The 24,073-nt window shown below is 41.0% G+C and carries 26 protein-coding genes; 19 read left to right on the top strand and 7 right to left on the bottom strand.

Translation table 11 applies throughout. From position 1 onward, the window contains the following. Nucleotides 1-251: 251 nt before the first annotated feature. The 8 genes from MHN81_RS26695 to MHN81_RS26660 all read left to right on the top strand — a co-directional run bounded on the left by MHN81_RS26695 (nt 252) and on the right by MHN81_RS26660 (nt 7,212). Nucleotides 252-764, top strand: a complete 513-nt coding sequence (locus MHN81_RS26695; RefSeq protein WP_023401038.1) for a hypothetical protein — start codon at nt 252-254, stop codon at nt 762-764. A 291-nt stretch (nt 765-1,055) separates the two neighbouring features. Continuing rightward, nucleotides 1,056-1,787: a carbon-nitrogen hydrolase family protein gene (locus MHN81_RS26690; RefSeq protein ID WP_023401037.1), complete on the top strand. Its 732-nt coding sequence runs from the start codon at nt 1,056-1,058 to the stop codon at nt 1,785-1,787. Between the two features lie 62 nt (nt 1,788-1,849). Next, nucleotides 1,850-2,218 (top strand): DoxX-like family protein, encoded by a 369-nt coding sequence (locus tag MHN81_RS26685; protein ID WP_239427216.1) that lies wholly within the window; start codon nt 1,850-1,852, stop codon nt 2,216-2,218. A gap of 1 nt (nt 2,219) precedes the next feature. Beyond that, nucleotides 2,220-2,528, top strand: a complete 309-nt coding sequence (locus MHN81_RS26680; RefSeq protein ID WP_239427215.1) for a hypothetical protein — start codon at nt 2,220-2,222, stop codon at nt 2,526-2,528. Nucleotides 2,529-2,616: 88 nt separating this feature from the next. Continuing rightward, on the top strand, nt 2,617-3,696 hold the full coding sequence (locus MHN81_RS26675) for a serine hydrolase domain-containing protein (protein WP_239427214.1): 1,080 nt from the start codon (nt 2,617-2,619) through the stop codon (nt 3,694-3,696). Between the two features lie 590 nt (nt 3,697-4,286). After that, entirely contained in the window at nt 4,287-5,144 is an 858-nt protein-coding gene (locus tag MHN81_RS26670) for a hypothetical protein (RefSeq protein WP_239427213.1), read from the top strand. Between the two features lie 90 nt (nt 5,145-5,234). Continuing rightward, complete coding sequence (locus tag MHN81_RS26665; protein ID WP_239427212.1) at nt 5,235-6,107, top strand: hypothetical protein; 873 nt, start codon at nt 5,235-5,237, stop codon at nt 6,105-6,107. Nucleotides 6,108-6,447: 340 nt separating this feature from the next. Continuing rightward, nucleotides 6,448-7,212, top strand: a complete 765-nt coding sequence (locus MHN81_RS26660; protein WP_239427211.1) for a ribonuclease H family protein — start codon at nt 6,448-6,450, stop codon at nt 7,210-7,212. An 89-nt stretch (nt 7,213-7,301) separates the two neighbouring features. Here MHN81_RS26660 and MHN81_RS26655 read toward each other — a convergent pair whose 3' ends face one another. Together MHN81_RS26655 and MHN81_RS26650 are read right to left on the bottom strand one after the other, a co-directional pair. After that, on the bottom strand, nt 7,302-7,859 hold the full coding sequence (locus MHN81_RS26655) for a TetR/AcrR family transcriptional regulator (RefSeq protein WP_239427210.1): 558 nt from the start codon (nt 7,857-7,859) through the stop codon (nt 7,302-7,304). Beyond that, nucleotides 7,856-8,359, bottom strand: coding sequence for a DUF2867 domain-containing protein (locus MHN81_RS26650; protein WP_023401029.1), 504 nt, complete (start codon nt 8,357-8,359; stop codon nt 7,856-7,858). The genes MHN81_RS26655 and MHN81_RS26650 overlap by 4 nt, the downstream gene beginning before the upstream one ends. A 476-nt stretch (nt 8,360-8,835) precedes the next feature. Between MHN81_RS26650 and MHN81_RS26645 the strand changes: the two genes are divergently transcribed. Next, nucleotides 8,836-9,801 (top strand): hypothetical protein, encoded by a 966-nt coding sequence (locus MHN81_RS26645; protein WP_239427209.1) that lies wholly within the window; start codon nt 8,836-8,838, stop codon nt 9,799-9,801. Nucleotides 9,802-9,939: 138 nt separating this feature from the next. On the opposite strand, the gene MHN81_RS26640 is transcribed toward MHN81_RS26645, so the two are convergent. Then, on the bottom strand, nt 9,940-11,652 hold the full coding sequence (locus tag MHN81_RS26640) for an SUMF1/EgtB/PvdO family nonheme iron enzyme (protein ID WP_239427208.1): 1,713 nt from the start codon (nt 11,650-11,652) through the stop codon (nt 9,940-9,942). Between the two features lie 317 nt (nt 11,653-11,969). Here MHN81_RS26640 and MHN81_RS26635 point away from each other — a divergent pair, with 317 nt between their 5' ends. Together MHN81_RS26635 and MHN81_RS26630 are read left to right on the top strand one after the other, a co-directional pair. Then, nucleotides 11,970-13,136, top strand: a complete 1,167-nt coding sequence (locus MHN81_RS26635) for an alpha/beta hydrolase-fold protein (protein ID WP_239427217.1) — start codon at nt 11,970-11,972, stop codon at nt 13,134-13,136. A gap of 181 nt (nt 13,137-13,317) precedes the next feature. After that, entirely contained in the window at nt 13,318-13,533 is a 216-nt protein-coding gene (locus MHN81_RS26630; protein WP_036976979.1) for a hypothetical protein, read from the top strand. A 190-nt stretch (nt 13,534-13,723) separates the two neighbouring features. Here the strand turns inward: MHN81_RS26630 and MHN81_RS26625 are convergent, their stop codons facing one another. Beyond that, nucleotides 13,724-14,008 carry a transcriptional regulator gene (locus MHN81_RS26625; protein ID WP_023401024.1) on the bottom strand — a complete coding sequence of 95 codons (285 nt, stop codon included), beginning with the start codon at nt 14,006-14,008 and terminating at the stop codon, nt 13,724-13,726. A 1-nt stretch (nt 14,009) separates the two neighbouring features. Further along, a complete protein-coding gene (locus tag MHN81_RS26620; protein WP_023401023.1) occupies nt 14,010-14,480 on the bottom strand; it encodes a hypothetical protein in 471 nt (156 codons plus the stop codon). 212 nt (nt 14,481-14,692) lie between these two features. Between MHN81_RS26620 and MHN81_RS26615 the strand changes: the two genes are divergently transcribed. From MHN81_RS26615 to MHN81_RS26600, 4 genes are all read left to right on the top strand, one after another. After that, nucleotides 14,693-15,568 (top strand): alpha/beta fold hydrolase, encoded by an 876-nt coding sequence (locus MHN81_RS26615; RefSeq protein ID WP_239427207.1) that lies wholly within the window; start codon nt 14,693-14,695, stop codon nt 15,566-15,568. Between the two features lie 115 nt (nt 15,569-15,683). Next, nucleotides 15,684-16,091: a GFA family protein gene (locus tag MHN81_RS26610; RefSeq protein WP_023401021.1), complete on the top strand. Its 408-nt coding sequence runs from the start codon at nt 15,684-15,686 to the stop codon at nt 16,089-16,091. A 75-nt stretch (nt 16,092-16,166) separates the two neighbouring features. Further along, entirely contained in the window at nt 16,167-16,382 is a 216-nt protein-coding gene (locus MHN81_RS26605) for a hypothetical protein (protein ID WP_023401020.1), read from the top strand. A 253-nt stretch (nt 16,383-16,635) separates the two neighbouring features. Further along, nucleotides 16,636-16,830: a hypothetical protein gene (locus tag MHN81_RS26600; protein WP_239427206.1), complete on the top strand. Its 195-nt coding sequence runs from the start codon at nt 16,636-16,638 to the stop codon at nt 16,828-16,830. 130 nt (nt 16,831-16,960) lie between these two features. Here the strand turns inward: MHN81_RS26600 and MHN81_RS26595 are convergent, their stop codons facing one another. Continuing rightward, entirely contained in the window at nt 16,961-17,122 is a 162-nt protein-coding gene (locus MHN81_RS26595; protein WP_023401018.1) for a hypothetical protein, read from the bottom strand. Nucleotides 17,123-17,589: 467 nt separating this feature from the next. Here MHN81_RS26595 and MHN81_RS26590 point away from each other — a divergent pair, with 467 nt between their 5' ends. The 4 genes from MHN81_RS26590 to MHN81_RS26575 all read left to right on the top strand — a co-directional run bounded on the left by MHN81_RS26590 (nt 17,590) and on the right by MHN81_RS26575 (nt 21,570). Further along, the gene (locus tag MHN81_RS26590; protein WP_023401017.1) at nt 17,590-19,488 is read left to right on the top strand and encodes a S9 family peptidase; all 1,899 of its coding nucleotides are present in this window, start codon (nt 17,590-17,592) and stop codon (nt 19,486-19,488) included. Nucleotides 19,489-19,733: 245 nt separating this feature from the next. Continuing rightward, complete coding sequence (locus MHN81_RS26585; RefSeq protein ID WP_239427205.1) at nt 19,734-20,183, top strand: DUF6174 domain-containing protein; 450 nt, start codon at nt 19,734-19,736, stop codon at nt 20,181-20,183. Nucleotides 20,184-20,459: 276 nt separating this feature from the next. Next, the gene (locus MHN81_RS26580; RefSeq protein ID WP_023401015.1) at nt 20,460-20,783 is read left to right on the top strand and encodes a hypothetical protein; all 324 of its coding nucleotides are present in this window, start codon (nt 20,460-20,462) and stop codon (nt 20,781-20,783) included. A 331-nt stretch (nt 20,784-21,114) separates the two neighbouring features. Then, nucleotides 21,115-21,570 (top strand): SRPBCC family protein, encoded by a 456-nt coding sequence (locus tag MHN81_RS26575; protein WP_023401014.1) that lies wholly within the window; start codon nt 21,115-21,117, stop codon nt 21,568-21,570. A gap of 211 nt (nt 21,571-21,781) precedes the next feature. Here MHN81_RS26575 and MHN81_RS26570 read toward each other — a convergent pair whose 3' ends face one another. Then, entirely contained in the window at nt 21,782-23,881 is a 2,100-nt protein-coding gene (locus MHN81_RS26570) for a winged helix-turn-helix domain-containing protein (protein WP_239427203.1), read from the bottom strand. Nucleotides 23,882-24,073: the final 192 nt, after the last annotated feature.

The following is a 24,073-nucleotide window of genomic DNA, read 5'->3' as shown; positions in this document are numbered from 1 at the left end:
CCGTAATACCGTAATACCGTAATACCGTAATACCGTAATACCGTAATACCGTAATACCGTAATACCGTAATACCGTAATACCGTAATACCGTAATACCGGAGTCTAAAAATTTCAACTTCGCAGTTCCGTTATGCTTGCAGCCGTAATAATATGTCTTGGCGGAAACTTCGCTAAATTATCTGTGAACAAGATCGCACTACCGTTAGAGAACTATTTAAAATTGAAAGGTTAATTTTTAACAGGAGCATACATGAAGTTTGCAATTTTTATTCTTTTATTATGTTGTATCTCTACTCCCGTATTGGCCTGTGAACCGACAGCTGCTGAATTTGCACAAGAGCTCAAAGCCTCTAGAGAGCTAGAAGAACAATTTGCGTTAAGGGTGGCGAAAGAAGCAGACTTTATCGCAATTGGTCGCGCCGTTAATGTGAGTGATGTGGATGAGTCAACTGGATATTACTACCGGGTGCACTTCGATGTAGAGCGAGTATTAAAAGGGGAACACCGCAAAACAACATCAGCACTAAAGAATAAAATTGAAACGCGCCCGGTTGATGAGATCATAGAAGAGATTTATGTTTGCGGTCAGCCAGTTGAACCGCGCATCGATGACGCGGATGCGGTTAAAACCTATAAATACCTTTTTTATATAAAAAATGATATTTTGCTCAGAACATCAACCTACCCAGAAGCGCCATTTCCCATGAGACCGCAAGAAGAAATAGACTTATTAATACGCGAAGAACACGTAGCAAGTTATTAAAGCACAGGCGTATATTTAGTGGTAGTGATAAACGTATATGCTAAAAAGCGCCTTTCAAGACAAGCTTAGGGTTTGCTGCGCTACTTGCCATGCACTTTTATTATTCAGGCGCAGATTGCCAATAACCTTGGCTGGAATTTGACCATGCCAAAGGATTTTAGAGCAGAGCTTTATGATGCTTTGGCTTTTTTATTTTTGGATATCGCAGCGATTTAAATGGCTTGAGTACGAGCCAGCGCCAGAGTGGGGTTTAACACGACGATGATTTATCTTGGAGTCTAATAAAGAACTATGAAAATAGCAGTAGCGCAAAGCAGCTCAGTTAAAGGTGATATAAAATTAAACATCGAGAATCACCTTAGGTATATTGAAAAGGCAAGTTCTCTAGGCGTAAATTACTTAGTTTTTCCTGAGTTGTCACTGTCAGGGTACGAGCCTCAATTGGCTGCTGAGATGGCTATGGCGGTAGATGATACTCGTCTTGACCCTCTTATCGCAGCTGCAAAAAAATATAATATATCGGTTGGTGTTGGTGCTCCGTTGCTCTCAAATGGGCTACCAAAAATTGGTTTAATCATTATTCATGATAATGGCAATATTGAAACTTACGAAAAAATATACCTTCATGCAGGCGAAGAACAATATTTTAGCAGCGGCGATAAATATCATTTATTGGAAATAGAGCAAACACTGATCGCCAATGCAATTTGCGCGGACACCATCAATCCACAGCATGCAAAAACTTGTGCTGAATCTGGTGCAATAATTTATGTAGCCGGTGTTCTGATAACACCACAAGGGTATGGGAATGATGCAAAAAAATGGTCTACCTATGCGTCGGAATACAGCATGCTGGTCGCCATCGCCAATTATAACAAGCCTAGTGGCGGTTTGCCTTCGGTGGGTAAAAGCGCCATTTGGCATGAAAATAAACTATTGGCCCAAGCTGGGATCTCTGAAGATGCGCTGGTAGTTGCAGAAAGTTGCAGTGGTGTTTGGATTGCTAACGTGTACCAGCTTTAAAGCTTTTTCATTGATTTACACGTATTTTCGAGTTGGTTGAAAAAATAACAAAAGGAGTGGCCGTGTCTTCGATTCAAATTGCCCGCTATGTCATTAGTTTTGCTTGGTTATATCATGGTATTTTTCCAAAGCTAGTCCATGTCGCACCAATAGAGCAATTGATTATGTCTAGTGCTGGCTTCCCAGACGACATATCGACGCTGATCACGAAGATAGCCGGAGTGGGCGAGGTCATGTTTGGTGTTTTGTTTTTTGTGTTTTATAAATACAAAGTCATGAACATACTCAATGTCATTGGGCTAACACTATTGTTGATTGCAGTTGCTGTTTTGCAGCCGCAACTATTGATTGAAGCTTTTAATCCTGTAACGACGAATATTCCTCTTATCGCGTTTAGTTATTTGCTGCTCAAAGATAGCCAAAGAGGTTAAAATGCGCAGGTTTGTTGCTGGCTTACTCGTTATACTAATCACATATAGTATTGGCAGTTTGGCTGATTCAAGGAGTGAGTCTTCGGCGCTAAAATCAGCACAAGGTTGGGTTAAAGACCAAGGATTTGTGCATAAAGAGCTGGCTTTCGATGCAAATTGCGACCATACAAGTTGTCAGATCCATATTTACCCACAGGCATTCGCGGCAAGTTTGCGCAATATGTATAGAGGCTGTCCGTCAACATTATGTGTCACCTTGACGTACGATATTAAGAGTCAAAGTATTACAAAACATGTTTTTTGGCGGTAGGGGTATATTTGAAAAGTGTGTTTGTTTTAATTGATGATTTCTATTTATTTCCATTCCCTTGTATTGGTAATTACACCATGGTGACCATATGAAACTTATCTACAGTGCGGTGTTCTTATTGCTTATTGGGTGCAACCAGCATGAAAATGCTGATGATGAAATTGATCGAGCGATAGCAGAGTTCTCGTCTAAAAATAGTTATGTAGGTTTGGCTATTTCGGCGGTTAAAGGTGAGCGGACGATAGCGAGTAGACAATATGGGTTTGCGGACAAAGCACTTGGCTTACCATTCAGTCAAAGTAGCCTTATATCGCTCGGCTCTAACGCCAAAACAGTGATCGCAGCAGCGATTCTACTGTTGGAGGAGCGTGGTTTATTAAAAACAACGGACACAATACAACAGCATTTTCCTTTTGAATTAAAGCACTTTGAGCAAGTTACCGTAGAAGACCTACTATGTCATACATCTGGAATACCAGATGTATTTAATGAAGAACAATTCCAAAACTACCAATGGCAAAAGTCTGTATCTCAAAAAGAGTTTGTAGACAAACTCAACGAAAAGCCAGTCGTGATTCAGTCGGGAACAAGATATAGCTACAACAATACTGGTTTTTTTCTATTGGGCATGGTTATTGAACACTTATCCAATCAACCTATCGGTGACTTCTTAAGGGAGAAGATATTCCCACAGGCTAACGACCCTAATTTGTATTATTTAGGCGATTCGTTTTACCAACCTGCATTGGTTACAGCTTATGAGCAAGGTATATTCGGCAGTGCTGTATATGAGGATCCCGTTGAATACCGTGTAGTAGGTGGCGCGGGAGCGTTGGGAGGGAATTTAACGTCTTATATCAAGCTGTTCAGAGCTATATTTTCTGGGAAAGTGCTCACTACAGCATCGCTTAATAAAATGACTACGCCTTGCCGTTACAAGAACAAAGATATTGTTCGTAATGACCAAGGTCAACAAGTGGGACTTGGCATAGAAATTACCCAATTAGGAGGTCAACTTGCTTTCACAAGAGGTGGAGCTTTAAATGGCTATGTTTCCACTATCTATCATATCCCGTCAAGTGATACGACATATGGTATCACGGGGAATACTTGGTCCCCTTTAGCGCCACTATTGGAAGAAGTCATTCTCATACAAAAAGCAGAGTGAGCGGGTTTCCTAGGCGTCAAAATGTTACTTGGCACCTGAAGTTCAGGTGTGATGAACAAGAAAAGTACAAAAATACATGCTTTTAGGAAAAATCAGCGTTGTATCATACTCGCGCAAAGTATTTCAAAGCTGCGCTATCTACAGTCATAGCTCATTGACATCAAAAAAGTAGTTTATTAGCCGCACTTATCACCCCATTTGTGTTGTATTGGCAATGGTCAGTGAGGGTTGCAATAGTAAAGCAGGCCCCCAGCAAAAAGCCGTGATTACTTTGAAGTGATGGTAGCAATATGATATATGGGGGTCGACTCTACAGGCTACGAACACAGAGAGGTTGGTCGAAATCAATTGACTAAGGCGCATTTTGAAAGAGAAATTATGCGTTATTAAATATCTGATATTAAAGCTTATAATCGAACTATTGAGATTCAAGAAGGTTAATTGTCGCAATCAGAACTCACTTTCAGGAAAAATCATTTAGAAGTCATAAGGACGTAAGGTAATTAAAGGTCGGTTGGATTAATTTGGTTGTAAATTAGCTCAAACTAAATCGAATAAATTGTCGATTGAATAACTAAGGAATAAACACCATGAAATCCACTTACCTATCAAAAACCATATTGCTTTCTGTGCTGATGATCGGTGGCGTAAGTCATGCTCAAGATGGCTTAGCAGGATTAAAGGGGCCTTATATTGGACAAACGCCGCCAGGCTCTACACCGGAAGTTTTTGCTCCGGGTATCGTTTCCAAACAGCATCATGATTGGACAGGTCGATTTACTCCAGATATGAAAGAGTACTACTTTACGCGATATAACCGTAAAAAGAGAACAAATACTGCGATTGTTTTCAGGCATGAAAATAACCGCTGGAAAGAGGTGGTGTTAGCACCTCAAATGGGCGGCTCGATTTCCCCAGATGGTAAAACAATGCATGATGGCAATAAATATAGAGAGCGCACAGCAAAGGGGTGGTCGGAACTAAAAAGCTTAGGCGCACCATTTAGCGAAATTCCCATTATGGTGTTAACCGCATCTGCGAATGGAACATATGTATTTGATGAGCGGGAAGAAATTGGCACCATTCGCTATTCAAAGGTCATTGATGGTAAACGACAAGCGCCTAAAGCGTTTGGTAAACAAATTAATTCAGGTAAGTGGACAGCACACCCTTTTGTCGCGCCGGATGAAAGCTACATTATTTGGGACAGTGAACGGGAGGGCGGTTTTGGTGCAACTGACCTGTATATTAGTTTTCAAATGGACGATGGTTCATGGAGTAATGCAATTAATTTAGGGGACAAGATAAATACAGCTGGTCCTGATACTGGTGGAGTTGTGTCGCCTGACGGCAAGTTCTTTTTCTTTAATCGAAAGTTTGGTGATGGAGACTCCGACGTCATGTGGGTAGATGCACAGTTTATTGCAGAGCTTAAAGCCAAGCTTTGAGCAAAGTTACTGTCAATGCACTGTTGGTGAGCGATGGCTATATAGCTTAGCTCACATTGTTTTAAGACGTATTAATTTCAGGTGGTAAATATGAAACGTGCTTATTGTTTGGTATCCCTGCTTATTACATTCGCTGTTAGCCAAAAAAGCCTTGGTCATCAAAGTACGGCTATCCTAGAAGGGCCCTACCTCGGTCAAAAACCGCCGGGCTTAACGCCAGAAGTATTTGCTCCAGGTGTTGTTACGACACAAGGGTGGGAATACGGGGGGGTTTTTACCCCAGATTTAAAGGAGTTCTACTTTTTACGAGAGGGAAAAATAAATAAAAGCCAAGAGCTTGTTGTTTTTCAATATAAGAATAACCGCTGGCATGAGTCGGTTGTTTCCAAAAGAGTAGGGCAACCATTTATCTCGCCAGATGGAAAAAAGATGCATTTGGGGAAACGATATAAGGAACGAACAAACAGTGGGTGGTCTGAAATAAAACAGCTAGCGCCATCTTTTAAGGATATTCCTATCATGCGCCTGACCGCATCAGCAAAGGGCACTTATGTATTTGACGATGCAGATAGAAGTGGTAACGGCGTTTTGCGCTATTCACGCTTGGTGGACGGAAAGCGCGAAGCGCCCAAACCATTGAGTAAAGTGATCAATACAGGGAAATGGAACGCACATCCCTTTATTGCACCCGATGAGTCTTATATTCTTTGGGATGGAGAGAGACCCGGTGGATATGGTGATGCCGATATTTACATTAGCTTCAAGCAACCAAATGGAGCTTGGGGAGCTGCAATTAACTTAGGGGATAAAGTAAACACAAAGGCTTGGGAAGCGGCGGCTGGCGTGACATCTGACGGTAAATATATGCTGTTCAATAGAAACTCGGGAACAGAAGCAAATACCAATATAGACATATATTGGGTTGACGCAAAAATTATCGAGGATCTTAGGCCTAAGCTTTAATTTATTCTAGCTTAGTTTGCGACATCCATTTTAGCCTATATACACACCTAACTGGTTAACTTACAGCTTAAAATGGATGTTTTATCGCTTTCATTATCATGCTTTAAACAAGGCAAGTTTTGAATTAGGGGTTCAGGTGGTTGGCTGCTAGATTTTCGCTCTCCTAGCAGGGTTTTTTGCTGGAAAGGAGCGACTTTAGTCTCCTTTTTATAAATTTGCGTGACAGTCGTGGCACTGTCGGGGAAAATGAGCGCTCAACCCTCCTAATGACTCTATCAACAATCGAGTTCAAGTGAATTAGGGTGACGTGTATGCAAATAATTTGAGCGAGGAGAAGAGTTTGGCAAAAAAGTACTATGTTGTTTGGAAAGGTCGAGAGACAGGTATCTTTACGACTTGGGCGAAGTGCCAGTCGCTCGTTGATGGTTTTGCTGGTGCGAAATTTAAGTCATTTCCAACACTAGAAGAAGCTGAATTGGCATTTGGGAAAAAATCTCAACTCAAAGAGTCACAGGCGAGAAAGACTGCTTCTAAATATAGCAAACCAAAGCCTCAACCTCTTTCACAAATGCAAATTGACGCTATGCCTTATAATGTCAAAATATTTACCGACGGCGCATGTGAGCCTAACCCGGGAGAAGCAGGCACAGGATTGGCCGTATATGAAAACAACCAACTCAGTGCACTTTGGTATGGGTTATATCAACCTGTTGGGACAAATAATACCGCAGAACTCCATGGCTTGAATCAGGCCTTGCGTATTGCTAAAGAGGTGCTCGCAAGTGGTAAAAGTGTGGGCATATTTTGTGACTCGAAATATTCCATCGACTGTATTACCAAGTGGGCAATGGGTTGGCAGAAAAAAGGTTGGACTAAATCGGATGGCGAAATCAAAAACTTGGATATCATCAAACCCACCTATGAACTGTATCAAGACATAGCTGCGCAAATTTCAATTCACCATGTTAACGGTCATGTTGGTATTGAGGGGAATGAATTGGCTGATAGGATGTCAATTGTGGCAATTGACTCAAAAGATAAAGATCTTGTTCAATTTCAAGAGACAAATAATATTTCGGAAATTTTAGCGTTACGAACAGGTTGATATGTCATTATTTAACGGCGTAATAGTCGAGCAAATGGAGCACTAATACGAGGCTCCATTAGGCACTAAAAACGAGTATAGTCAGTGTGTTAGCCTTTTTTATGTGAAAGCAGTGACTTCATCCCCAAAGCGGTGATCCGCAACACTTCTTCTGTATCAGGTGTCGGATGAATTTGCTGCATCCCCAGAAAATTAGCATACGCCATCATGGCATGATCAGCAGCGGCTTGTTCCTCGAGCCCGAGTCCTAAGTAACATTCAGCTAAGTAGGCAATACGTTGTTGATCTATTTTTTCTAGGTGAACTTTTATGCTGGGGGTTTTTAATGCCCATGCACGGATATGTAACTCGGCCTCTGTATTATGGCTCGCAATGACCTTATCTAGCTTTTCAAGTCGCTCAATAGGGGTAGCGGCTTGATTGGCTTGCTGAATAAAGTTAACCGTCATCGATTGATACCAGTACTCCATCAACTGCTCGATAAAGTCCGACCTTGACGCAAAGTGATGATAAAAAGAACCCTTTGATACCCCTTTTTTATCACACAAAGGTTGTATTTTTAGCTGCTCAGGCCCATTTTTCATTAATACTTTGAGCGCAAATTCTAACCAGTCCTTTTTGGTCTCAGAAATGTGATAGTTTGTCATATTCTGCCTGCTTTACGAGCACTATTTATCACTACCCGAGCAATGACATAATGAAAAGGTAAGATGGCATTGACATAGGCTTTACCAAGTAAGGTTTTTTTATTCACTAGCGTAGATACGATGATGTTGTTTGTGTCTAACCTAACCGAGATATAAAAGTGCATATGTCTATCTTCGGCACCACAAATAATCTCATCTGCAAACTTTTCTAGAACAGTTACAAAGCCAGCTTGATCACCAACTTCCAATTCTGTTTTGCTTGTTGTGAAGTTGGCTTGTCCAACTTTAAAGCCGAGCAGTTTTACTAGTCTATTTCGCAAACGCATGAGCATTGTGATCCAACTAGGCATGTAATTGAAAATGGCGTGTTGTGTTTCGCTTGGCGAAAGGGCGTGTTGCTTTCTTGAAATAACCAGTGCATCTCTAAAATGGTTACTCTGTGCCTTGTTAGCTAACCGATCATTAAAGGGGGCAACGAGGGAGGAAATTGCTGAAAACATATGTTTTACCTAAATGTGATTAAACAATACACAAACCATACCATGCGGTATGGTTTGTTGTGAAGCACTTTTGGTTAGTGATTTGGAAGTTAGTACGAGAGTATGACTAGATTTGTGAAAGGGTTCATTACTGGTTTTGACTAATACATGAAGTTATTAGTTATCAATACAGCTAGTGTTGAAGGTTTTACATTAGTTTACACGACTGTGCCGCCTGACCTGATATATTAGTGTCAGTTTGTTAAACGCATTAGGTGCGGAAATTATTATATGTTACATTGCTAAATTAATACTGAATGCCTCAATGAAAAGCATTGAAAATTAATAGCAAACAACGAAAGTGATTAACTGTTTGATGATGAAATTCAAAAGGTGTTACTTTCCAAAAATGCTTTTATATTGAGAATTATAATAATTATAACTTTTTAAGTATTTAGGGCTGAGACCCAGTTTATTGAGAATTAAAGGACAAAATCATGAAAAAAATAAAGTCACTTGTTAATGCTGTATGTGTTGCCATTACACTGGCAGCCAGTGCCAGTGCCAGTGCCAGTGCCAGTGCCAGTGCCAGTGCCAGTGCCAGTGCTACAGAAACTTTTCCTGTGTTAAAGGGATATTGGTTTGGGCAACAAGCACCAGGGTTGACTCCAGAACTTTTTGCACCAGATACCGTTTCAGTGAATGGCCGATATGAATTTGGCTTAACGTTTTCACCAAATCTGGATGAAATGTATTTTACAGCACTGGATGTAATTGAAGGGGTAGATACACGTCCAAAAATTTTATACTCAAAAATTGAAGATGGTCGATGGACAGAGCCCAAAACAGTGAATTTTACCAACGGAAAAATGAGCTATGAGTTAGTACCCTACGCGAGTCTAAATGAAGATCGAGTATATTTTACAGCTCGCTCGCCTCATGAAAAAGGCTCAGGTATCTGGTATGTATCGCGAGAAAATGGAGAATTAACAAAGGCTAAAAGGTTTGATTCGCCGATAAACAATGGCAAGTTGTCCGATCTAAACCAAGGTAAAAGTGGAGATCTCGTTTTTACCAATATGTCTGAACGCCAAATGTATTATGCAAAAAACGAAAATGGCCAATATTTAGAGGCTAAACCAATGGATATCGATTTTGGTATTCATGGTTTTATCTCGCCATCTGAGGACTATTTGTTGGTAAACTCTCGAACAAGAAGTGGTAAAAACAGAAGAGATAGTGACCTATTTGTTTATTTTAAAGAGCAAGATGGTTCGTGGTCAGATCCTATCAATTTAGGCGACACAATAAATACGACTTACTCCGAGACTGTTGCAAGGGTATCACCAGACGGAAAATACTTATTCTTTGCAAGATATAATGAGCCAGACAGCGTATCGAATATTTACTGGGTAAGTACTGATGTAATCGCCAAGCTAAAAAAAGATTATTTCAATAAATAAGTCCCAAGTTAGTGCCATCCATAAGCGTTCTTTTTGAACGTTAAATAACCAGAATGCTACTCAAGCGTAGATAAAAGACATGAATGTCGCTTATCTACGCTCAGTTGGGATAAAAACTGTGTAGGATCGAGCCGGTGTTTATTTTATTTCAATAAAGTCAATCCAAGCTAAATACCAGCTCTCAAAGCCTTCACGTTTAACACTGACTTCTAGATGGTGATAGCCGGCCTCTAAAAACACTTTTTGGTGGCTGGCTGTGGTTTCATCAATTTCTGGGTCATAGCTGATTTCTCCAGCCAACTTGTTTCCTTGCCATAGCCTGATAAATTTTCCTTTTTGTCGTACTTGAGCTCGGTAATTTACGCTGTACCAGCCCGTTTTCTGTATTTTGACGTCGAATGTCGCTGTCACCTTTGGCTGCACCAATCCATGACTAAATGCAGATAAGTAGTACAGCTCAGGTTTTTCAGGCGTTGCAGCCCTGTGTCCCAACAAAGCGTTTTCAAGTTTTATGGCCTCTTGCATGTTTAGCCGCCCCGGTATATTTACCACCTTCGGCGTATAATTGGCAGCAGCTACGCTTGGCAGGCTGGTTAAATTGGCGGATTTAGCGACCACCCGAAAGCTGGCCCCACTTTTTGGTAACACAAGGGTAGTGGTGTTTTTAGTTGCCGCGACTGTTTTTAATTTATTGTAGTGATCTTGGTAAAATCCTCCTAATAAATGTGAATAGCGGCTTTTGGACTGGTATATATCATACTCAGTGACAGTAGGATCTATGGCTGAATGCCAGCTCAACTCATAGGTATCGGCGTTCATACGGCTAAGTTGCAGACCAACGGGTCTTTTAGGTAGGCGGTTGCGTTTGGCGAAGTGGGCACTTTGGGCTTTAGCCAAGTCTGCTTCGAACTGTGTTGTCGAGCCGTCTGTGTGGGCTAACTTGTCATCAGCAGCTAAGCGAAAGCTCATTGAGGCACCAGGAGAGTCATCTTTTTTAGCGACACGCCACCCATAGGCATGCGATTGAGGCGGGTAGTGCCAACTTGGACCTTTGTGTGCGATATATTCACATTTTTCGATGTCGTTATCTTCTTTGCTGCGAGTTTGATAGCCGTGGCTAAAGCAGCTCGCAGTTATTTCTGATGTATTGCCAGACATGTCATAAAGCCCAAATGGATTTGGTCGATATAGACCTGCGATTGCAATATAGGCTTCGCCGTCATCACAATTCGCGTAACCTAAAAAGCCAACATAACTGGCACCGTATTGTTTAGATGCAATGTATTCTCCTGATTCGTCTGCAAAATTGCCGTACAAACATGCTTGAGTCATGTTTAGATCATCACCCCAAAAAAAACGGCTTGTGGTATTAGCTTTTGCAGCATATTCGAATTCTTGTAGGGTAGGTAGTCGATAAGTCCCGCCTGTTTTTTGGTTAAGCCATGTTATGTATGCGACAGCGTCGCGGTAGGTAACACATGAAACAGGCTGATATTCGCTTTGATAAAATCTGTGGTTATCCCACCGTGCTGTACCAATACTATCTGGTCCAGAAAGCCAGTTTTTACCTATATAGTCATTACAATTGGCTTTTGGGGTATACCCAGAGTCTTCAACAAATTTTCTGAATTCAGCGACTGTGACTGGATATTTCGCCATCTGAAAAGCTTTAATAGACACCTTGTGTGCGGGTTTAAAAGCGGGGTCACCGCTATTACTGCCCATTATGAAATCACCGGCGGGGATGCTAGCCATGGGAGGCGCGATATAGTCTGTTGCCATAACTGAGCTTGGAATACTCAAAAGTAAATAGGTGAATACTTGAAAAGTGGGGGCTTGTTGAATCTTCATTGTTTTACCTCTTAGTTAATTCGTGACTAAGTTAAAAAATGAAATTGGTTGCGTCCTCAAAACCGACTATTGTATTTCTATTTTCTTATCTATTAATTTTATATCCAGTTTATTCAATGTCTTGTAGGGTATCGTGAGCTGGGAACCGAACGCGTTTTTAGCGTTTTAAAGTATTGTTTGCTGATGAGTAGGTTTATTACTCAAGAAAAAGTTGTACCTATATCAGTTGTAAAATGAACTTTATCATAATTTAAAAATTTATAATTGAGTGTTAAATAGCGTAAATAAAAATAATAAATCAAGGAGATAATTTGAAAGTGTTTAAAGTCGTGTTGTGGTTGTCACTCATATTAGTCGCTAGTGTCCAAGCGGGTGATGACTTTAGTATTGCCAAAAGTTACGAATTCAAATCAAAAACACTCAATGAAAATAGAAAAATTGTCGTTTCCCTTCCTGATGGTTATGCGTCTTCAGATGCTCGATATCCAGTCATTTACCTGTTGGATGGGGTGCAAAACCTCAAGCATGTGGTTGGTAGCGTTGATGTATTGACCCGCGTAGGTAACATGCCGCCAAGCATTATTGTTGGTATAAAAAGTGAAAACAGGATGAAAGACTTCACACCTTCTCATGTGGCTGAGATAGAAGAGAGTGGTGGTGCAAAGCAGTTTTTAAGTTTTCTAGAAAATGAATTAGTTCCTTTTATTGATAGTAAATATCGAACCAATAAATTTCGAGTTTTAGAGGGGCATTCGGTTGCGGGTCTGTTTACTGCCTATGCTTGGATGCAGTCACCTACGCTGTTTGATGCATATATTGTGATGGCCCCTGCGTTTTGGTGGAATAATGAACAGCTCACACGCGACGTTAAAGCATTTTTAGCTGATAACCCGACGCTAGAAAAGACATTATATTTTGGTGTCGGTAAAGAAGATGGAAATAGACATTCTCAAAAACGTTTTGTAGAAGAGATAGCAAGGGCGAGTCAACACAAGCTTCGCTTGGCGCATAAAGAGTTTGATGATGAAGGCCATATGTCGGGGCCTCTTTTAACCAATTACTTTGCTTTGAAGTTTATTTTTTCTGATATGAAACTACCCCAAGCAATTCGTGACAATTACAGTGACGCTAAATTTCTGGCCCATGAAACTACTATCATGGAAAAATACGGAGAATTAGCAAGGCAAGCTCAAGAAGTGTATGTGCCACTTGCAATGGAACTGATGAAACAGAAAAACTACCAAGGGGCAGTCACTGTTTTTAGGCGTAATGCACAAGCGTATGAAATGAATAACTACCCGCAAAATTATGTCTGGTTAGCCGAAGCACTAGAGAAAAATAACGAACTGGCGGCGGCAATGAAGGTCTATAAGCAGGCGTATGAATTATCGCAGAAAACAGGTTATGGTGAGTCAGAGAAGTATCTAATTAAAGCTAACGAACTAAAAGACGCATTGAAATCAAGCGACAATCAAGCGAACTAAATCCACCTGTCCCATTTGGCCATGCAAATGGGACACTCCTATTACGTGAGCCCACTACGGTGCAGCCACCGTCGATAAAAAATGCTCGGCGGAACAATCAGAGTAGCTGAGTTTAACTATATTGGGTACTTGGTTTATAATACCTGACTGTTGTAGTGAGAGTGACGAATATGGGTAACAAATGAATTTTGTTGTGTCTACCATTGTTGTGTTCTTTGTTTTAATTTTCAGTTCTAGTAGAGTTTGGGGTCGGATAAATTCATGTGTTGGTGAATGTGCCGAGGTGCTCAATGAGTTATCTGGCGGCAGCACAGAGGGGCTACTTTTTAAAACCATTATGTTCGTCTTTATCGGCTTATACCTCATTGTTAAAATCCACGATAAATGGTTTAAGTAATGACACTTTTATTAGATAGAAAGCTAAACCCTTAAAATTCAATATAAACAATGGGTTGGTTCATCCTGCTGAGGTGTCACTATGCTAAAGCTTTGGTGTTTTGAGTTGTTGAACACTTCTTGGCGCACGCAAATCAGCTTGGCGCCGAATAGTATTTTCTATCCAGCGCTCGGTGATAATGGTGTAAAACTCAGCTGATATTAATGATGTTTTGAAGTGCTGTAACATGGCTTTCAAATGCTGATTGGCCCTTATCAGTTAATGAAATCCAAGTTCGAGGCCGCCCATTTTGATTGCGTTTTTTGGTCTCTATATAGCCAACTTCTTCAAGGGCTTTCAGTTGCTTTGAGAGTACAGAGTCGCTCACATCTAGCTGTAATTTAATCAGTTTAAAATCTAACTCGGCACTGGTTACCAGCATGGCACAAATTCGCAACCTATTGGGAGCATGAATAACAGGGTCTAATTGTGACATACTATTTACCCTCAACCATCACTTCTCCTGTAGGCAGCTTCACAAGCAACCAAAACATTGCAATGCAGGCTGCTAACGCACAAAAGTAAGGGGCCCAGTTAATACCCAATTCGGTACGTAAAAAGCGGCTACAAAACCCAAGGCCAGCAAAGCCAAACGTGGCATAAAGGTTGATTTTTTCAGCGGTTTTGGAACGTGGGAAAAGTCGAATTTTAATGCCTTGAAGCCGATACAGGTAAAAATACAATGTGCAAGAAAGGGCAAACAGTAAGGTGCCGACAATAATTGCCAGCGCCCAATTGTTTTCATGCTCAGTCATACCATAGCCAAAGAAAATAGCTGCGTAGCTCACGCTCATTATGAACCGTAACCAAATGGGGGGCGCATATTCAACGAGTATACTCTGCTGAGAATTACGGACGGCATCCAATGCATCTTTAGCTTCGGATCCCGAGGGCATATTTTCATTCATTGTTTCATTCCTTAACTTTCCAGTATGGAAACTTAGTGTAGATTATAACTTTCCACTTTGGCAAGTTAAAACTTTCCATGATGGAAAGTTATCTGTGTGCTTTGTAATAAGCGTTTATAGAGCAATAACTCAGATAATTACCTGTGTGATCTTGTCAACTGGTAATACCACTTGTAAGCTAAAGTGAGTTTGCCTTCAATTCAGATACACTTATGCAGAGCTTTTCGAGTCAAGAAATAACAATAAATTGTGAAGATGGCTACCCTTTGGCCGCAACCTTGTATAAACCGAAAAATGTCACTAAAGGTGCTGTTTTACTGGGACCTGCGACGGGAATAAAACGTCAATTTTATACGTCGTTTGCCGAGTTTTTAGCCGAACATGGCTATGGTGTTTTGAGCTACGATAATCGTGGCATAGGTCAATCGTTGCACGACTCTATAGATAAGCACACCGCTAGCTTGCAGTGTTGGGGCCAGCTCGATCAACCAGCCGCCATTGAAGCGCTAGCGAGCGCGTTTCCTCAATCTAGTTACCACCTTGTAGGTCATAGTGCAGGAGGTCAGTTGATTGGCCTAGCCCCAAATGCAATAAAATTATCGTCGATGTTTAACTTTGCAAGTTCTTCTGGCCGACTTCTCAATATGAAGTTGAAGGATCAGTTTAAATCTCACTTTTTTATGAACATGTTCATTCCCTTTTCCAACTTTTTATTTGGTCATACGAAATCTCAATGGTTTGGTATGGGAGAGCCGCTGCCATCGGCGGTTGGTGCGCAGTGGCGGTCGTGGTGTAATGGCGGTGGTTATGTAAAAACGGCATTTGGAAAATCGGTTGAAAAGCACTATTTCGACGAGCTTACGTTTCCTGCTATGTGGGTCAATGCAGTGGACGATTTCATTGCGAATGATAAAAATGTCCAGGACATGATGGCGGTCAGTCCAAATATTAAAAGCCAAACTCTCACACTAGACCCAATAGAATATGGGCTAAAAGAAATTGGTCACATGAAGTTTTTTAGTCGAAAGTCCAGTGTGTTGTGGCAAATTCCTTTGCAGTGGTTAGATAAACACACTGGTAGTAAATAATATTGGTTATTGTTAGAGTGAGATGAAGGTAACCGGGTTATTTATTGCGCTTATATGCCTTGATAAATGACATCAATCGCTGGTACAAAGCAAAGTGAATGGGAGATAGATGAGCATGAGTGACTGTTATCTAGGTTCTTGTTTGTGTGGTGGTGTACGGTACTCTGTTACAGGTTTTAGCGATCAAGTAGCGAACTGTCATTGTTCGATGTGTCGTAAATTCCATGGCGCAGCATATGGCACTTTGGTAGGCGTCCAAGGCTTAAAGTGGCTATCTGGAACCGCGCTAATTAAAGAGTTTGTAGCACCTAATGGGACTATACGGACATTCTGTTCTAACTGTGGTTCAAGTCTGGGGTTTAGAGTCCATGGTGCGGTACTTGAAAACATTGAATTAGCAATATCAACATTTGATGTCGATATTCCAGTCGCAGTAGACGCTCAAATTTACACAGATTATAAAGCTAATTGGTGCGAGCTACAGCCTGGAGTACCCGCATTTTCTGAAGGGCGAAAAGGGTAATCGCGTATTAACGTTGCTTAATTTGTTTTGTAGACAGTACTCACATTTCTACACTCGTCACAAAAGGATATATAGATGGAACTAAAAAGTGATAATGAATCAGACAAAAAATTGCAGGGCAAGTATATTGGGCTAGGGGTTGCAATTGGCGCAGGTTTTGGATGTGTTGTGGGTATTTTAGTTGGGGTCTCCTTCGACTTGCTGCCATTCATGGGCGTCGCTACTGGCGCTGGAGTCGCCATTGGTGTTGCTGTAGGCCTTGCAATTTACCGCTCAAAGCTTGACTCATAAACTGACACTAAGCGGTTAATAGTATGGTTTTATATGAAATTCCGCTCATTTTTAAGCTTTGGAGTGTGTTATAAAGTTAGTGTTGATTAGACTTTGATATGCCTTGTAGTTTAAGTATGATGGATATTCGCCGTTGTCTTTTATGGTATAGAAGAATGTGCTAACTGCTGACCAAGCCATTATGAAAAAGACATTGTTCACATTGAAAAAAAGTGTTTAGTGGAGTTAATAATAAATTTCTTGGAGATGGAATATGGATTTTACAAGCGCAATAGATGGTCTGACCCTATTGTTAAGCGGTGTTATGATTGTTTTGTTTAGTAAAGGGGTAGTATTCTCTGGACTAACGCAACAAGAGCAGAGCTACGGTCTAGAAAAGCCCACGTTTATTGTTGGAGCAATTATGGCTGTTATTGGGTTTGTTGCAATAATTATGGGTGTTTTGTAGGTCTTTAGGCTGTTTTCTGCTGCTTCAGGTATTCGAGCATTGGGTCTTAAAGTGTAGTAGCGAGAAAACAGTGATATCTATGACAAAACTTTAAACAGGCGCTTTGAGCGCCTGACATTCACATCAATAATTATGCTTCATGAACTGTTTTTGTCGGATCACAAAGCGTTGTTGGTAGCGTAATTCTTACTGTCGCAACCGTACCCCATGCGCCATTTATTTTTTTTGTTTGTGTTGGGTTTAATTGATTGGTTGTAGAGAGTATTTTTAGATTAGTCTTTTTTAAATTCATTTTTATTTCCTTTGTCTTTTTTCGTTGTTAGCGGTATTGAAAGGTAACCTATTCTTCGGCCTTGTTTCAAATGGAATATATTTTCAGCTTATTTTGAATATTAATATGTCTAACAAATTTGAGAAGAATTTTTCCGGCCTGTATTTTTTTAATGCAATTCTTGGAATGGTTGAGTAAAAATCTACCCGCAGTGAGCGTTTGGGCTTGAATATTTTTCGGTATTCAAATGCTTTTTAGCGCGGTAAAAGCTGAATTATCAATTTATGTCTGTATGTAATTTGTTTGCCTGCTATGTTTGTGTCATATGCTGCGTGCGTTTTAATTGGTTTTTGGGCGAGTTGAAAGCGATGATCTTTAATATTTGCGTTAACTCAGGTTTATGTGACAAGTTTATTACCTTAATCTCTTTTAAGCGCCTGCTGATTTATGTAGTCTAGACGCGTTTTTATTTTTGGAGGCATTTCGCCATGTTGCGAGTTCTTTTATCTGCAAGCATAGGCCTTGCAGTGAGTACAGGTGTGTCAGCTCAAGAGGTGATGACCCCTGAAAAACTTTGGCAAGTAAAACGTGTGACAGCGTTGGGACTAAATAAAGAAAAAACACACGTCATCTACAGCGTCACAACACCAAGTGTTGCTAACAATGATTTTGCCAGTAAAGTGTACCAAGTTCCTGTGAAAGGTGGTAAATCTCAGTTACTAAACGCCTATCAAGGCCTATTAGTCGATAGTAATATCTCACCTGATGGCAGTAAGAAGTTATTTCATGAAAAAGTTAATGTGGAGTCTGTTTTAGCAACTCATCGACACAAAGACTTGTCACAAGCAAACGCCTATGTATTTGACGACTTAAACTATCGCCATTGGGATACATGGAATGACGGCGGCTTCAAGCATGTATTTTACCAAGATCTAGTGACTGAGAAAAAAGTCGATATCATGGAAGGCAAGCCATACTCTAGCCCGACTTCTCCTTTTGGTGGCTCTAGTGATTATATTTGGGGTCCTAAAGGCGAAAACATTTACTACGTGAGTAAAAAGCTAGAGGGCACTGAATACGTTACCAGTACCAATACTGATATCTATCGTTATAATCTAGCAAGTAAAAAAACCACTAACCTTACACAAAACAATTTGGGTTACGACAAAAGCCCTGCGTTTTCTGCAAAAGGTCATTTAGCTTGGTTGCAAATGGACAAGGCTGGCTATGAGGCTGATAAAAACGACATCATAGTTCGCATCAAAAATAAAGAAATCAATTTGACTGAACACTGGGATGGCACTGTAAACAGTTTTAAATGGAGCCCTGATGGCAAACGTATTTACTTTGTTGCCCCAACAGACGGCACCATTCAGCTGTTCCAAGTATCAGTAAGCGCCAAATCTAAACCAAAGATCAAACAGCTTACTAAAGGCCAATATGATGTAAATGGTATTGTGGCAGCACTAGACAAGCAGTTAGTAGTGACTCGCAGCAGTATGAATCGTGCGTCAGAGATCTTCCGTTTTGATTTGCGTAAGAAAAACCTGACTCCACTAACAAAGGTCAACGACGCGTTTTACGCTGAACTCGACCTGCCAACAGTGAAAAAACATATGGTGACCACTAAAGATGGTCAGGAAATGTTAACTTGGGTGATCTATCCTCCAAACTTTGATGAAAGTAAAAAGTACCCAACACTTCTTTACCTTCAAGGTGGACCTCAGTCTGCACTATCACAGTTTTATTCGTTCCGCTGGAATTTCCAGGTCATGGCATCACAAGGTTACATTGTTGTTGCGCCAAACCGTCGCGGGATGCCGGGTCACGGTGTGAAGTGGAATGAAGACATCACGCAAGATTGGGGCGGTAAGGCAATGCAAGATTACCTTGATGCCATTGATGATGTTGCAAAAGCGCCCTATGTAGACAAAAAGCGTATTGGTGCAATTGGCGCAAGCTTCGGTGGTTATTCAGCCTTTTACCTAGCGGGCAACCATGATGGGCGTTTTAAAACCTTTATTTCACACTGTGGTATTTTTGACCTTCGCAGCATGTATGGCACAACTGAAGAGCTATTTTTTGTAAACCATGAGTTTGGAGGCCCATATTGGGAGCAAAGTAATGCATCGATTAGCCAAACTTACAATGAGTTCAACCCGATAAACTTTGTAGACAAGTGGGATGCCCCAATGTTTGTGATCCATGGTGGTAAAGATTACCGAGTACCATTGGGCCAGGGCATCCAAGCGTTCCAAGCAGCAAAACTGCGAGGGCTAGAAAGCCGCTTCTTGTACTTCCCAGAAGAAAACCATTGGGTACTGACGCCACAAAACGGCATCGTGTGGCAGCGTGAGTTCTTTAAGTGGTTGGAAGATACGCTATAAACATTCGTTTAAGGTGATTTTAAAAAGATGCTAAAAAGACCTGAGTGCTTCACTGTACTCAGGTTTTTTTATATATAGCGCTGCATTATTAGCTTAATAGTTAACTTTGTTGTGCGCCAAGCTGGTTTTTATCCATTCAAGTATATGATTTATAGAAATTGATTCTATTTCGACTGTAGGGAAAACTGAGTGAAGTTTAACTGGGGTAAAAGGCACTAGGAAAAATGATAATAATGAGGTGCACTATGCAATTATCTCTTTCTCGAAACCCTTATTTAATTTGTATTGTGCTCGGTGCAGTTACTGCAATTGTGTTCAGTTTTTGGGTTATTGCCTACCATGCGATATCAGGGAAAACACATGACAGGGTTAAAAAGCAACAGAGCATTTGGTTGCACAAGCAGCCGGTGAGTTATAGTTATACAGCCTATGCAGGGTGTATGCACACGATTATTTCCAAAGTGCTAGTGATTGATGGCAACACTTTTTTTGAAAATGTCGCGCCAGAGGAGGATAGACTGGTGATAGACAAGCTATTTAAAGCTGCATCGAAAGGGCTCTATGAGGCGTCGAGTATCGAAATAAAGTACCATTCTGAGTATGGCTTCCCTGAGCTTATTGAAGTGGATTGGAATAAGCACGTTATTGATGATGAGTGCTTTTACAAGATTGAAAACTTTAAACTTATTGAATAGTAGTTAGCGTAATTTTTGTGAGTAAATTTAAATCTGCTGTTGTTATACCGTAAGTGGTTTATGCGATATATTGGCAATTGGATATAGTCACAGCGAATTTCTAAACTACGAAAAAAGGCCTGTGATCTCATTAGGGTAACATTGTGTTGACTTAAATGAGGTACAATTGCAAAAAGAGAACATACAAATAGATAGCGACATTGCCAAACATAATACGGTAGATTGGGTGTGTTGCTGGACAGAAAAATACTTACTAAAAACTTAAAGGAACCAATTATGCGCAGTGTCATTGCTATCTTTTTTATGCTTATTTTATTGCCAGGGTGCGATATAGGTGAGGGGATATCTGGTATGTTGGAAAAGCAGAAATTGGCAGAGCAACATATAAAATCAAAATATGGCTGGGAGTCTAACTTTGGCTATAGCATTGTCAATGGGGAGCTTCAACAAGTCACTTTAGTGGTGTTTTCAAATGAAGTACGTCAGACAACTGTGGAAGACTTGGAGCTGGCCGCTGCTGAAGCTGTTACTTTGGCTTTTGATGAAAAACCTCAGGCCATTTTTATCCAAATTGTTAGTCAACCAGAGCTCCTTAAATAGTTACATAGTTCACCCCAAGCGCATTTAATTATTTGCGGGGTTGAACGATCTTACGCTCAAATTGCAACTTTTTTGAATCATTCAATTAAGTTATTGCAATTTGAGTGGGTAAATAAACTTAAAGCCTTTCCCAAATGCAACTCATGTTGACTACCGTGCAGGACGATAATCGCCAGAAGGATTTAATGTCGTAAGTTTACATGACTAAACTTCTACTCAAAATTGTGTCATCGCATTTTGTTCATATACTAAATAAAGTGGTGTGTGCAAACGACACATGTAAATACCTAAAAGTATTGAATGGTGGAACGACAGCAGAGGCTGATGAGCAATGCAAATATCTGAAAGTATAGACATCAAGAGTTCTAAAATGAGAGTTTGGTCGGTGATCACAGATATAGAAAATGCGTCGACCTGGCTATCAAATATAATAAGCATAGAAATTATTGATAGTCCTGATAATGGGATCAATGGGTTGAAATGGAAAGAAGTCCGCAATTTTTGTGGTAAAGAAGCGTCCGAGGTTATGTGGATAACAGATTCCATCGAAAATGAACATTATCGCGTAAGGGCCGAAAGCCACGGGGCGGTGTATTTATCTCAATTAAGCCTTGCAGAATCAGACGGGACAACAACACTAACTATGTCATTTAGAGCTGAGCCACAAACATTTCTTGCAAAGTTACTTTCCAAAATTATGACCCGCTTCGTTCTAAACTCAATGATAAAAGAAATTCAAAAAGACCTCACAGATATAAAAGAGTATGTTGAAAGCGCAAGTGGTTAAAGGAAAGTGGTGATGTAATATCTAGCGCTTTGGCAAAAGAAAGCACTATGCGCTGCACTGTTGAGCACTAAAAAGGCTGCACAAGCTCAGCCTACTGTCAGCACTGTTGAATACCCTTGGCAGGGGTTTTATATCAATGAATATACCAACAGAGTGAAGAGTTTGCTTTGTTGGCAACTGAGTTAAAGAGCAGCGCCCGTGAAGGCACAATTTACAGGCTAAGCTCATAAATATCCTGATTCAGTTCAATCAACTGTTCAAGTAGTACTTGCTGGCCTTTGACATCCGATATTTTCCAAGCAAATGGCTTGAGCGGTTTTAGTCGATTGAGCAGCTCGCCGTTTAAGTCATACCTAGACAGGTATTCAGAGCGGCTGTCATAACTATAAAATAGGTCTTGGTGTAATACTAAGCTGTTGCCATTGAGTGTCGGTATCGGTGTCGGCTTTTGTGGATCTGAGTTCAGTGAGCGCTTTACAACACGACCTGCGAAGTTACTAATATAGAGGTTTTGCTCATTGACCCAAGCGGCTTTAACGTCTGAAATCGGGTATTGTGTGAGATCAGCGGTGTCAATATCGAGTTCCCACATTGTGCCTCTCGATGGTTGTGTGGACGTCACTAAAAGACGCGAGACATGATGCCAGCTCAGTACCTGTGTCAGTGGTATTTTTGTCTCAACTTCTAGGGCCTTGCCCTTTAAATCAATGATGCTAAGTGTTCCATCATTTACCACTGCGATTCTTTTTCCGTTAGGGGACCAGGTTAATTGCTCAATATCAATATGACCGGTAAATCGGCTTAGTTGCGTCGCTAGCTTGCCATCCCATAACCAGATCTGATCACGGCCACTGCGTGCCGAAATAAAGGCGATAAGTTCGCCCTGAGGTTGATACTTTGCAAACTTTTCCCGACTCTTAGAGCGCGCAAAGCTTGGGTAAGGTTGAACATGTTGGTTTATTCCACTCTGTGCAGGAACTGAGCGCTGCTCATGAAGAGGAATATGCGAAATATCAGTATCCTTATTGCCTGCAATCGTTAGAATATGGCTGTTTTTAGGATGATGTTGAGCACTGACAACCCCCTGAACTGTGGTGCTGTATGGAGTAAGCTTACCCTCTAAGCCTAATCGATAGAGTTTGCCTTGTTTTATTGCCAGAAGCGACTCTCCCGTTGATGAGAAACGTATAAAGAGTGGATCTTCGCCAGTTACGGTGCCATCTAATTCAACTGGATTTTGCTGTGTAATTTTGCCTGTTGAATCAAGAATGGCTAAAACGTGTTCGCGTTGCTGAGTATAGTAGAGTGCAGCAAAGTGATTGCGCTGTGGCGCGTAATCATAGGTGTAAATTGTGTCCGTTGATGACGTGAAGACTGCCGTGGTTTTTTGCTCTATGGCATTGTAGTTAACTAAGGCAGGTCGGTCTTGCACTGTACTTAAAAAGGTGTAGTTGTGATTCGCCAATGCGATGGGCCGTTCAATGGGTCGTTCTTGGCATTGATAGCGTACCGATGAGACCTGTGGTGCTACTAATGATTCAGCAAAATCTAACATGTTGATTTGCCAGCAATTGGCTTGGTGAGGCTCTGGGCTCTTTGTATCTTGTTGCGTGCAGTCTCGCTGTTTTGTATAGATCACACTGCGGCCATCCGGGGTAAATCGTGTGTCGCGATAAAACCCTGTGTCGGCGCTTAAACGTGTTTCAACACCAGTTTGAATATTTCTCGCCCAAATATGGCTTTGGCAGGATTGAACATGGCGATTAAACACGATGTATTGACCATCCGGGCTGTATGTTGCTTCACTTTCAAACGCGTCAGTAAAGGTTAATTGCTTTAAGGCTTTGATATTGAGCGCTTGCAGCGGAGAGTTTGTCAGGATAAACAGCCCTGTTAGTAATATGATGCAGCCCAATATGCCCCAGGTGACCTGTTTATTGTGTAACACTGAAAACGGTTTGCTCTGTGTGGCTAATGGAGGGGTGTCCATATCCCAGCGCACTTCGGTCATCAATCGGTAACCGATTTTGGGGTGTGTCGCAATGATCCTTGGTGACTTGGCGTCGTCACCAAGTACTTTACGTAGGCGTGCGATACAGCGCTGAAGCGCATTGGGGACTACCTCGGTGCCTTGCCAAACTTGCTCCATGATGTCTTGATGGCTCACCACTTGTTGTGCGTTTTGTGCAAGTAAGAGAAGCACTTGTAAAACCTTCGGTTCTACTTTAACGCTGTGGTCTGCACTAATTATTTCTGAACGTGATAAATCAATGAGGTGATCTTCAATAAAAAAACGCTGTGGTGATGGCATAAATCTAAGACTGCGGCTCTGAATATGCACGAGTATATGAATATAATTTGTTGCTGTCGAGCACGGTGTTTTTTATAACCTATTGTAAAGTATAGATATCAGTTATTCATCATGATTTCATCAGCGTGCCATTGTTGTACTCTTTGCTGCCCAACGCACAGTAGAGACTCTGATTTTACACAAGTTAAGGAG

The sequence above is a fragment of the Pseudoalteromonas sp. Of7M-16 genome (genome assembly GCF_022347805.1).
GTDB lineage: Bacteria > Pseudomonadota > Gammaproteobacteria > Enterobacterales > Alteromonadaceae > Pseudoalteromonas > Pseudoalteromonas luteoviolacea_F.
The sequence above is the reverse complement of the archived record's forward strand: the minus strand, read 5'-3'. Positions and strand labels throughout refer to the sequence as shown.

What these genes read in the sequence shown, in the direction of transcription:
- MHN81_RS26595 (WP_023401018.1), bottom strand. Translation starts at nt 17,122, where the DNA reads ATGAATTTAAAAAAGACTAATCTAAAAATACTCTCTACAACCAATCAA.
- MHN81_RS26630 (WP_036976979.1), top strand. Translation starts at nt 13,318, where the DNA reads ATGAATTTTGTTGTGTCTACCATTGTTGTGTTCTTTGTTTTAATTTTC.
- MHN81_RS26590 (WP_023401017.1), top strand. Translation starts at nt 17,590, where the DNA reads ATGTTGCGAGTTCTTTTATCTGCAAGCATAGGCCTTGCAGTGAGTACA.
- MHN81_RS26680 (WP_239427215.1), top strand. Translation starts at nt 2,220, where the DNA reads ATGCGCAGGTTTGTTGCTGGCTTACTCGTTATACTAATCACATATAGT.
- MHN81_RS26615 (WP_239427207.1), top strand. Translation starts at nt 14,693, where the DNA reads ATGCAGAGCTTTTCGAGTCAAGAAATAACAATAAATTGTGAAGATGGC.
- MHN81_RS26690 (WP_023401037.1), top strand. Translation starts at nt 1,056, where the DNA reads ATGAAAATAGCAGTAGCGCAAAGCAGCTCAGTTAAAGGTGATATAAAA.
- MHN81_RS26580 (WP_023401015.1), top strand. Translation starts at nt 20,460, where the DNA reads ATGCGCAGTGTCATTGCTATCTTTTTTATGCTTATTTTATTGCCAGGG.
- MHN81_RS26570 (WP_239427203.1), bottom strand. Translation starts at nt 23,881, where the DNA reads ATGCCATCACCACAGCGTTTTTTTATTGAAGATCACCTCATTGATTTA.
- MHN81_RS26600 (WP_239427206.1), top strand. Translation starts at nt 16,636, where the DNA reads ATGGATTTTACAAGCGCAATAGATGGTCTGACCCTATTGTTAAGCGGT.
- MHN81_RS26650 (WP_023401029.1), bottom strand. Translation starts at nt 8,359, where the DNA reads ATGTTTTCAGCAATTTCCTCCCTCGTTGCCCCCTTTAATGATCGGTTA.
- MHN81_RS26675 (WP_239427214.1), top strand. Translation starts at nt 2,617, where the DNA reads ATGAAACTTATCTACAGTGCGGTGTTCTTATTGCTTATTGGGTGCAAC.
- MHN81_RS26575 (WP_023401014.1), top strand. Translation starts at nt 21,115, where the DNA reads ATGCAAATATCTGAAAGTATAGACATCAAGAGTTCTAAAATGAGAGTT.
- MHN81_RS26670 (WP_239427213.1), top strand. Translation starts at nt 4,287, where the DNA reads ATGAAATCCACTTACCTATCAAAAACCATATTGCTTTCTGTGCTGATG.
- MHN81_RS26620 (WP_023401023.1), bottom strand. Translation starts at nt 14,480, where the DNA reads ATGAATGAAAATATGCCCTCGGGATCCGAAGCTAAAGATGCATTGGAT.
- MHN81_RS26665 (WP_239427212.1), top strand. Translation starts at nt 5,235, where the DNA reads ATGAAACGTGCTTATTGTTTGGTATCCCTGCTTATTACATTCGCTGTT.
- MHN81_RS26655 (WP_239427210.1), bottom strand. Translation starts at nt 7,859, where the DNA reads ATGACAAACTATCACATTTCTGAGACCAAAAAGGACTGGTTAGAATTT.
- MHN81_RS26605 (WP_023401020.1), top strand. Translation starts at nt 16,167, where the DNA reads ATGGAACTAAAAAGTGATAATGAATCAGACAAAAAATTGCAGGGCAAG.
- MHN81_RS26585 (WP_239427205.1), top strand. Translation starts at nt 19,734, where the DNA reads ATGCAATTATCTCTTTCTCGAAACCCTTATTTAATTTGTATTGTGCTC.
- MHN81_RS26640 (WP_239427208.1), bottom strand. Translation starts at nt 11,652, where the DNA reads ATGAAGATTCAACAAGCCCCCACTTTTCAAGTATTCACCTATTTACTT.
- MHN81_RS26625 (WP_023401024.1), bottom strand. Translation starts at nt 14,008, where the DNA reads ATGTCACAATTAGACCCTGTTATTCATGCTCCCAATAGGTTGCGAATT.
- MHN81_RS26610 (WP_023401021.1), top strand. Translation starts at nt 15,684, where the DNA reads ATGAGTGACTGTTATCTAGGTTCTTGTTTGTGTGGTGGTGTACGGTAC.
- MHN81_RS26695 (WP_023401038.1), top strand. Translation starts at nt 252, where the DNA reads ATGAAGTTTGCAATTTTTATTCTTTTATTATGTTGTATCTCTACTCCC.
- MHN81_RS26645 (WP_239427209.1), top strand. Translation starts at nt 8,836, where the DNA reads ATGAAAAAAATAAAGTCACTTGTTAATGCTGTATGTGTTGCCATTACA.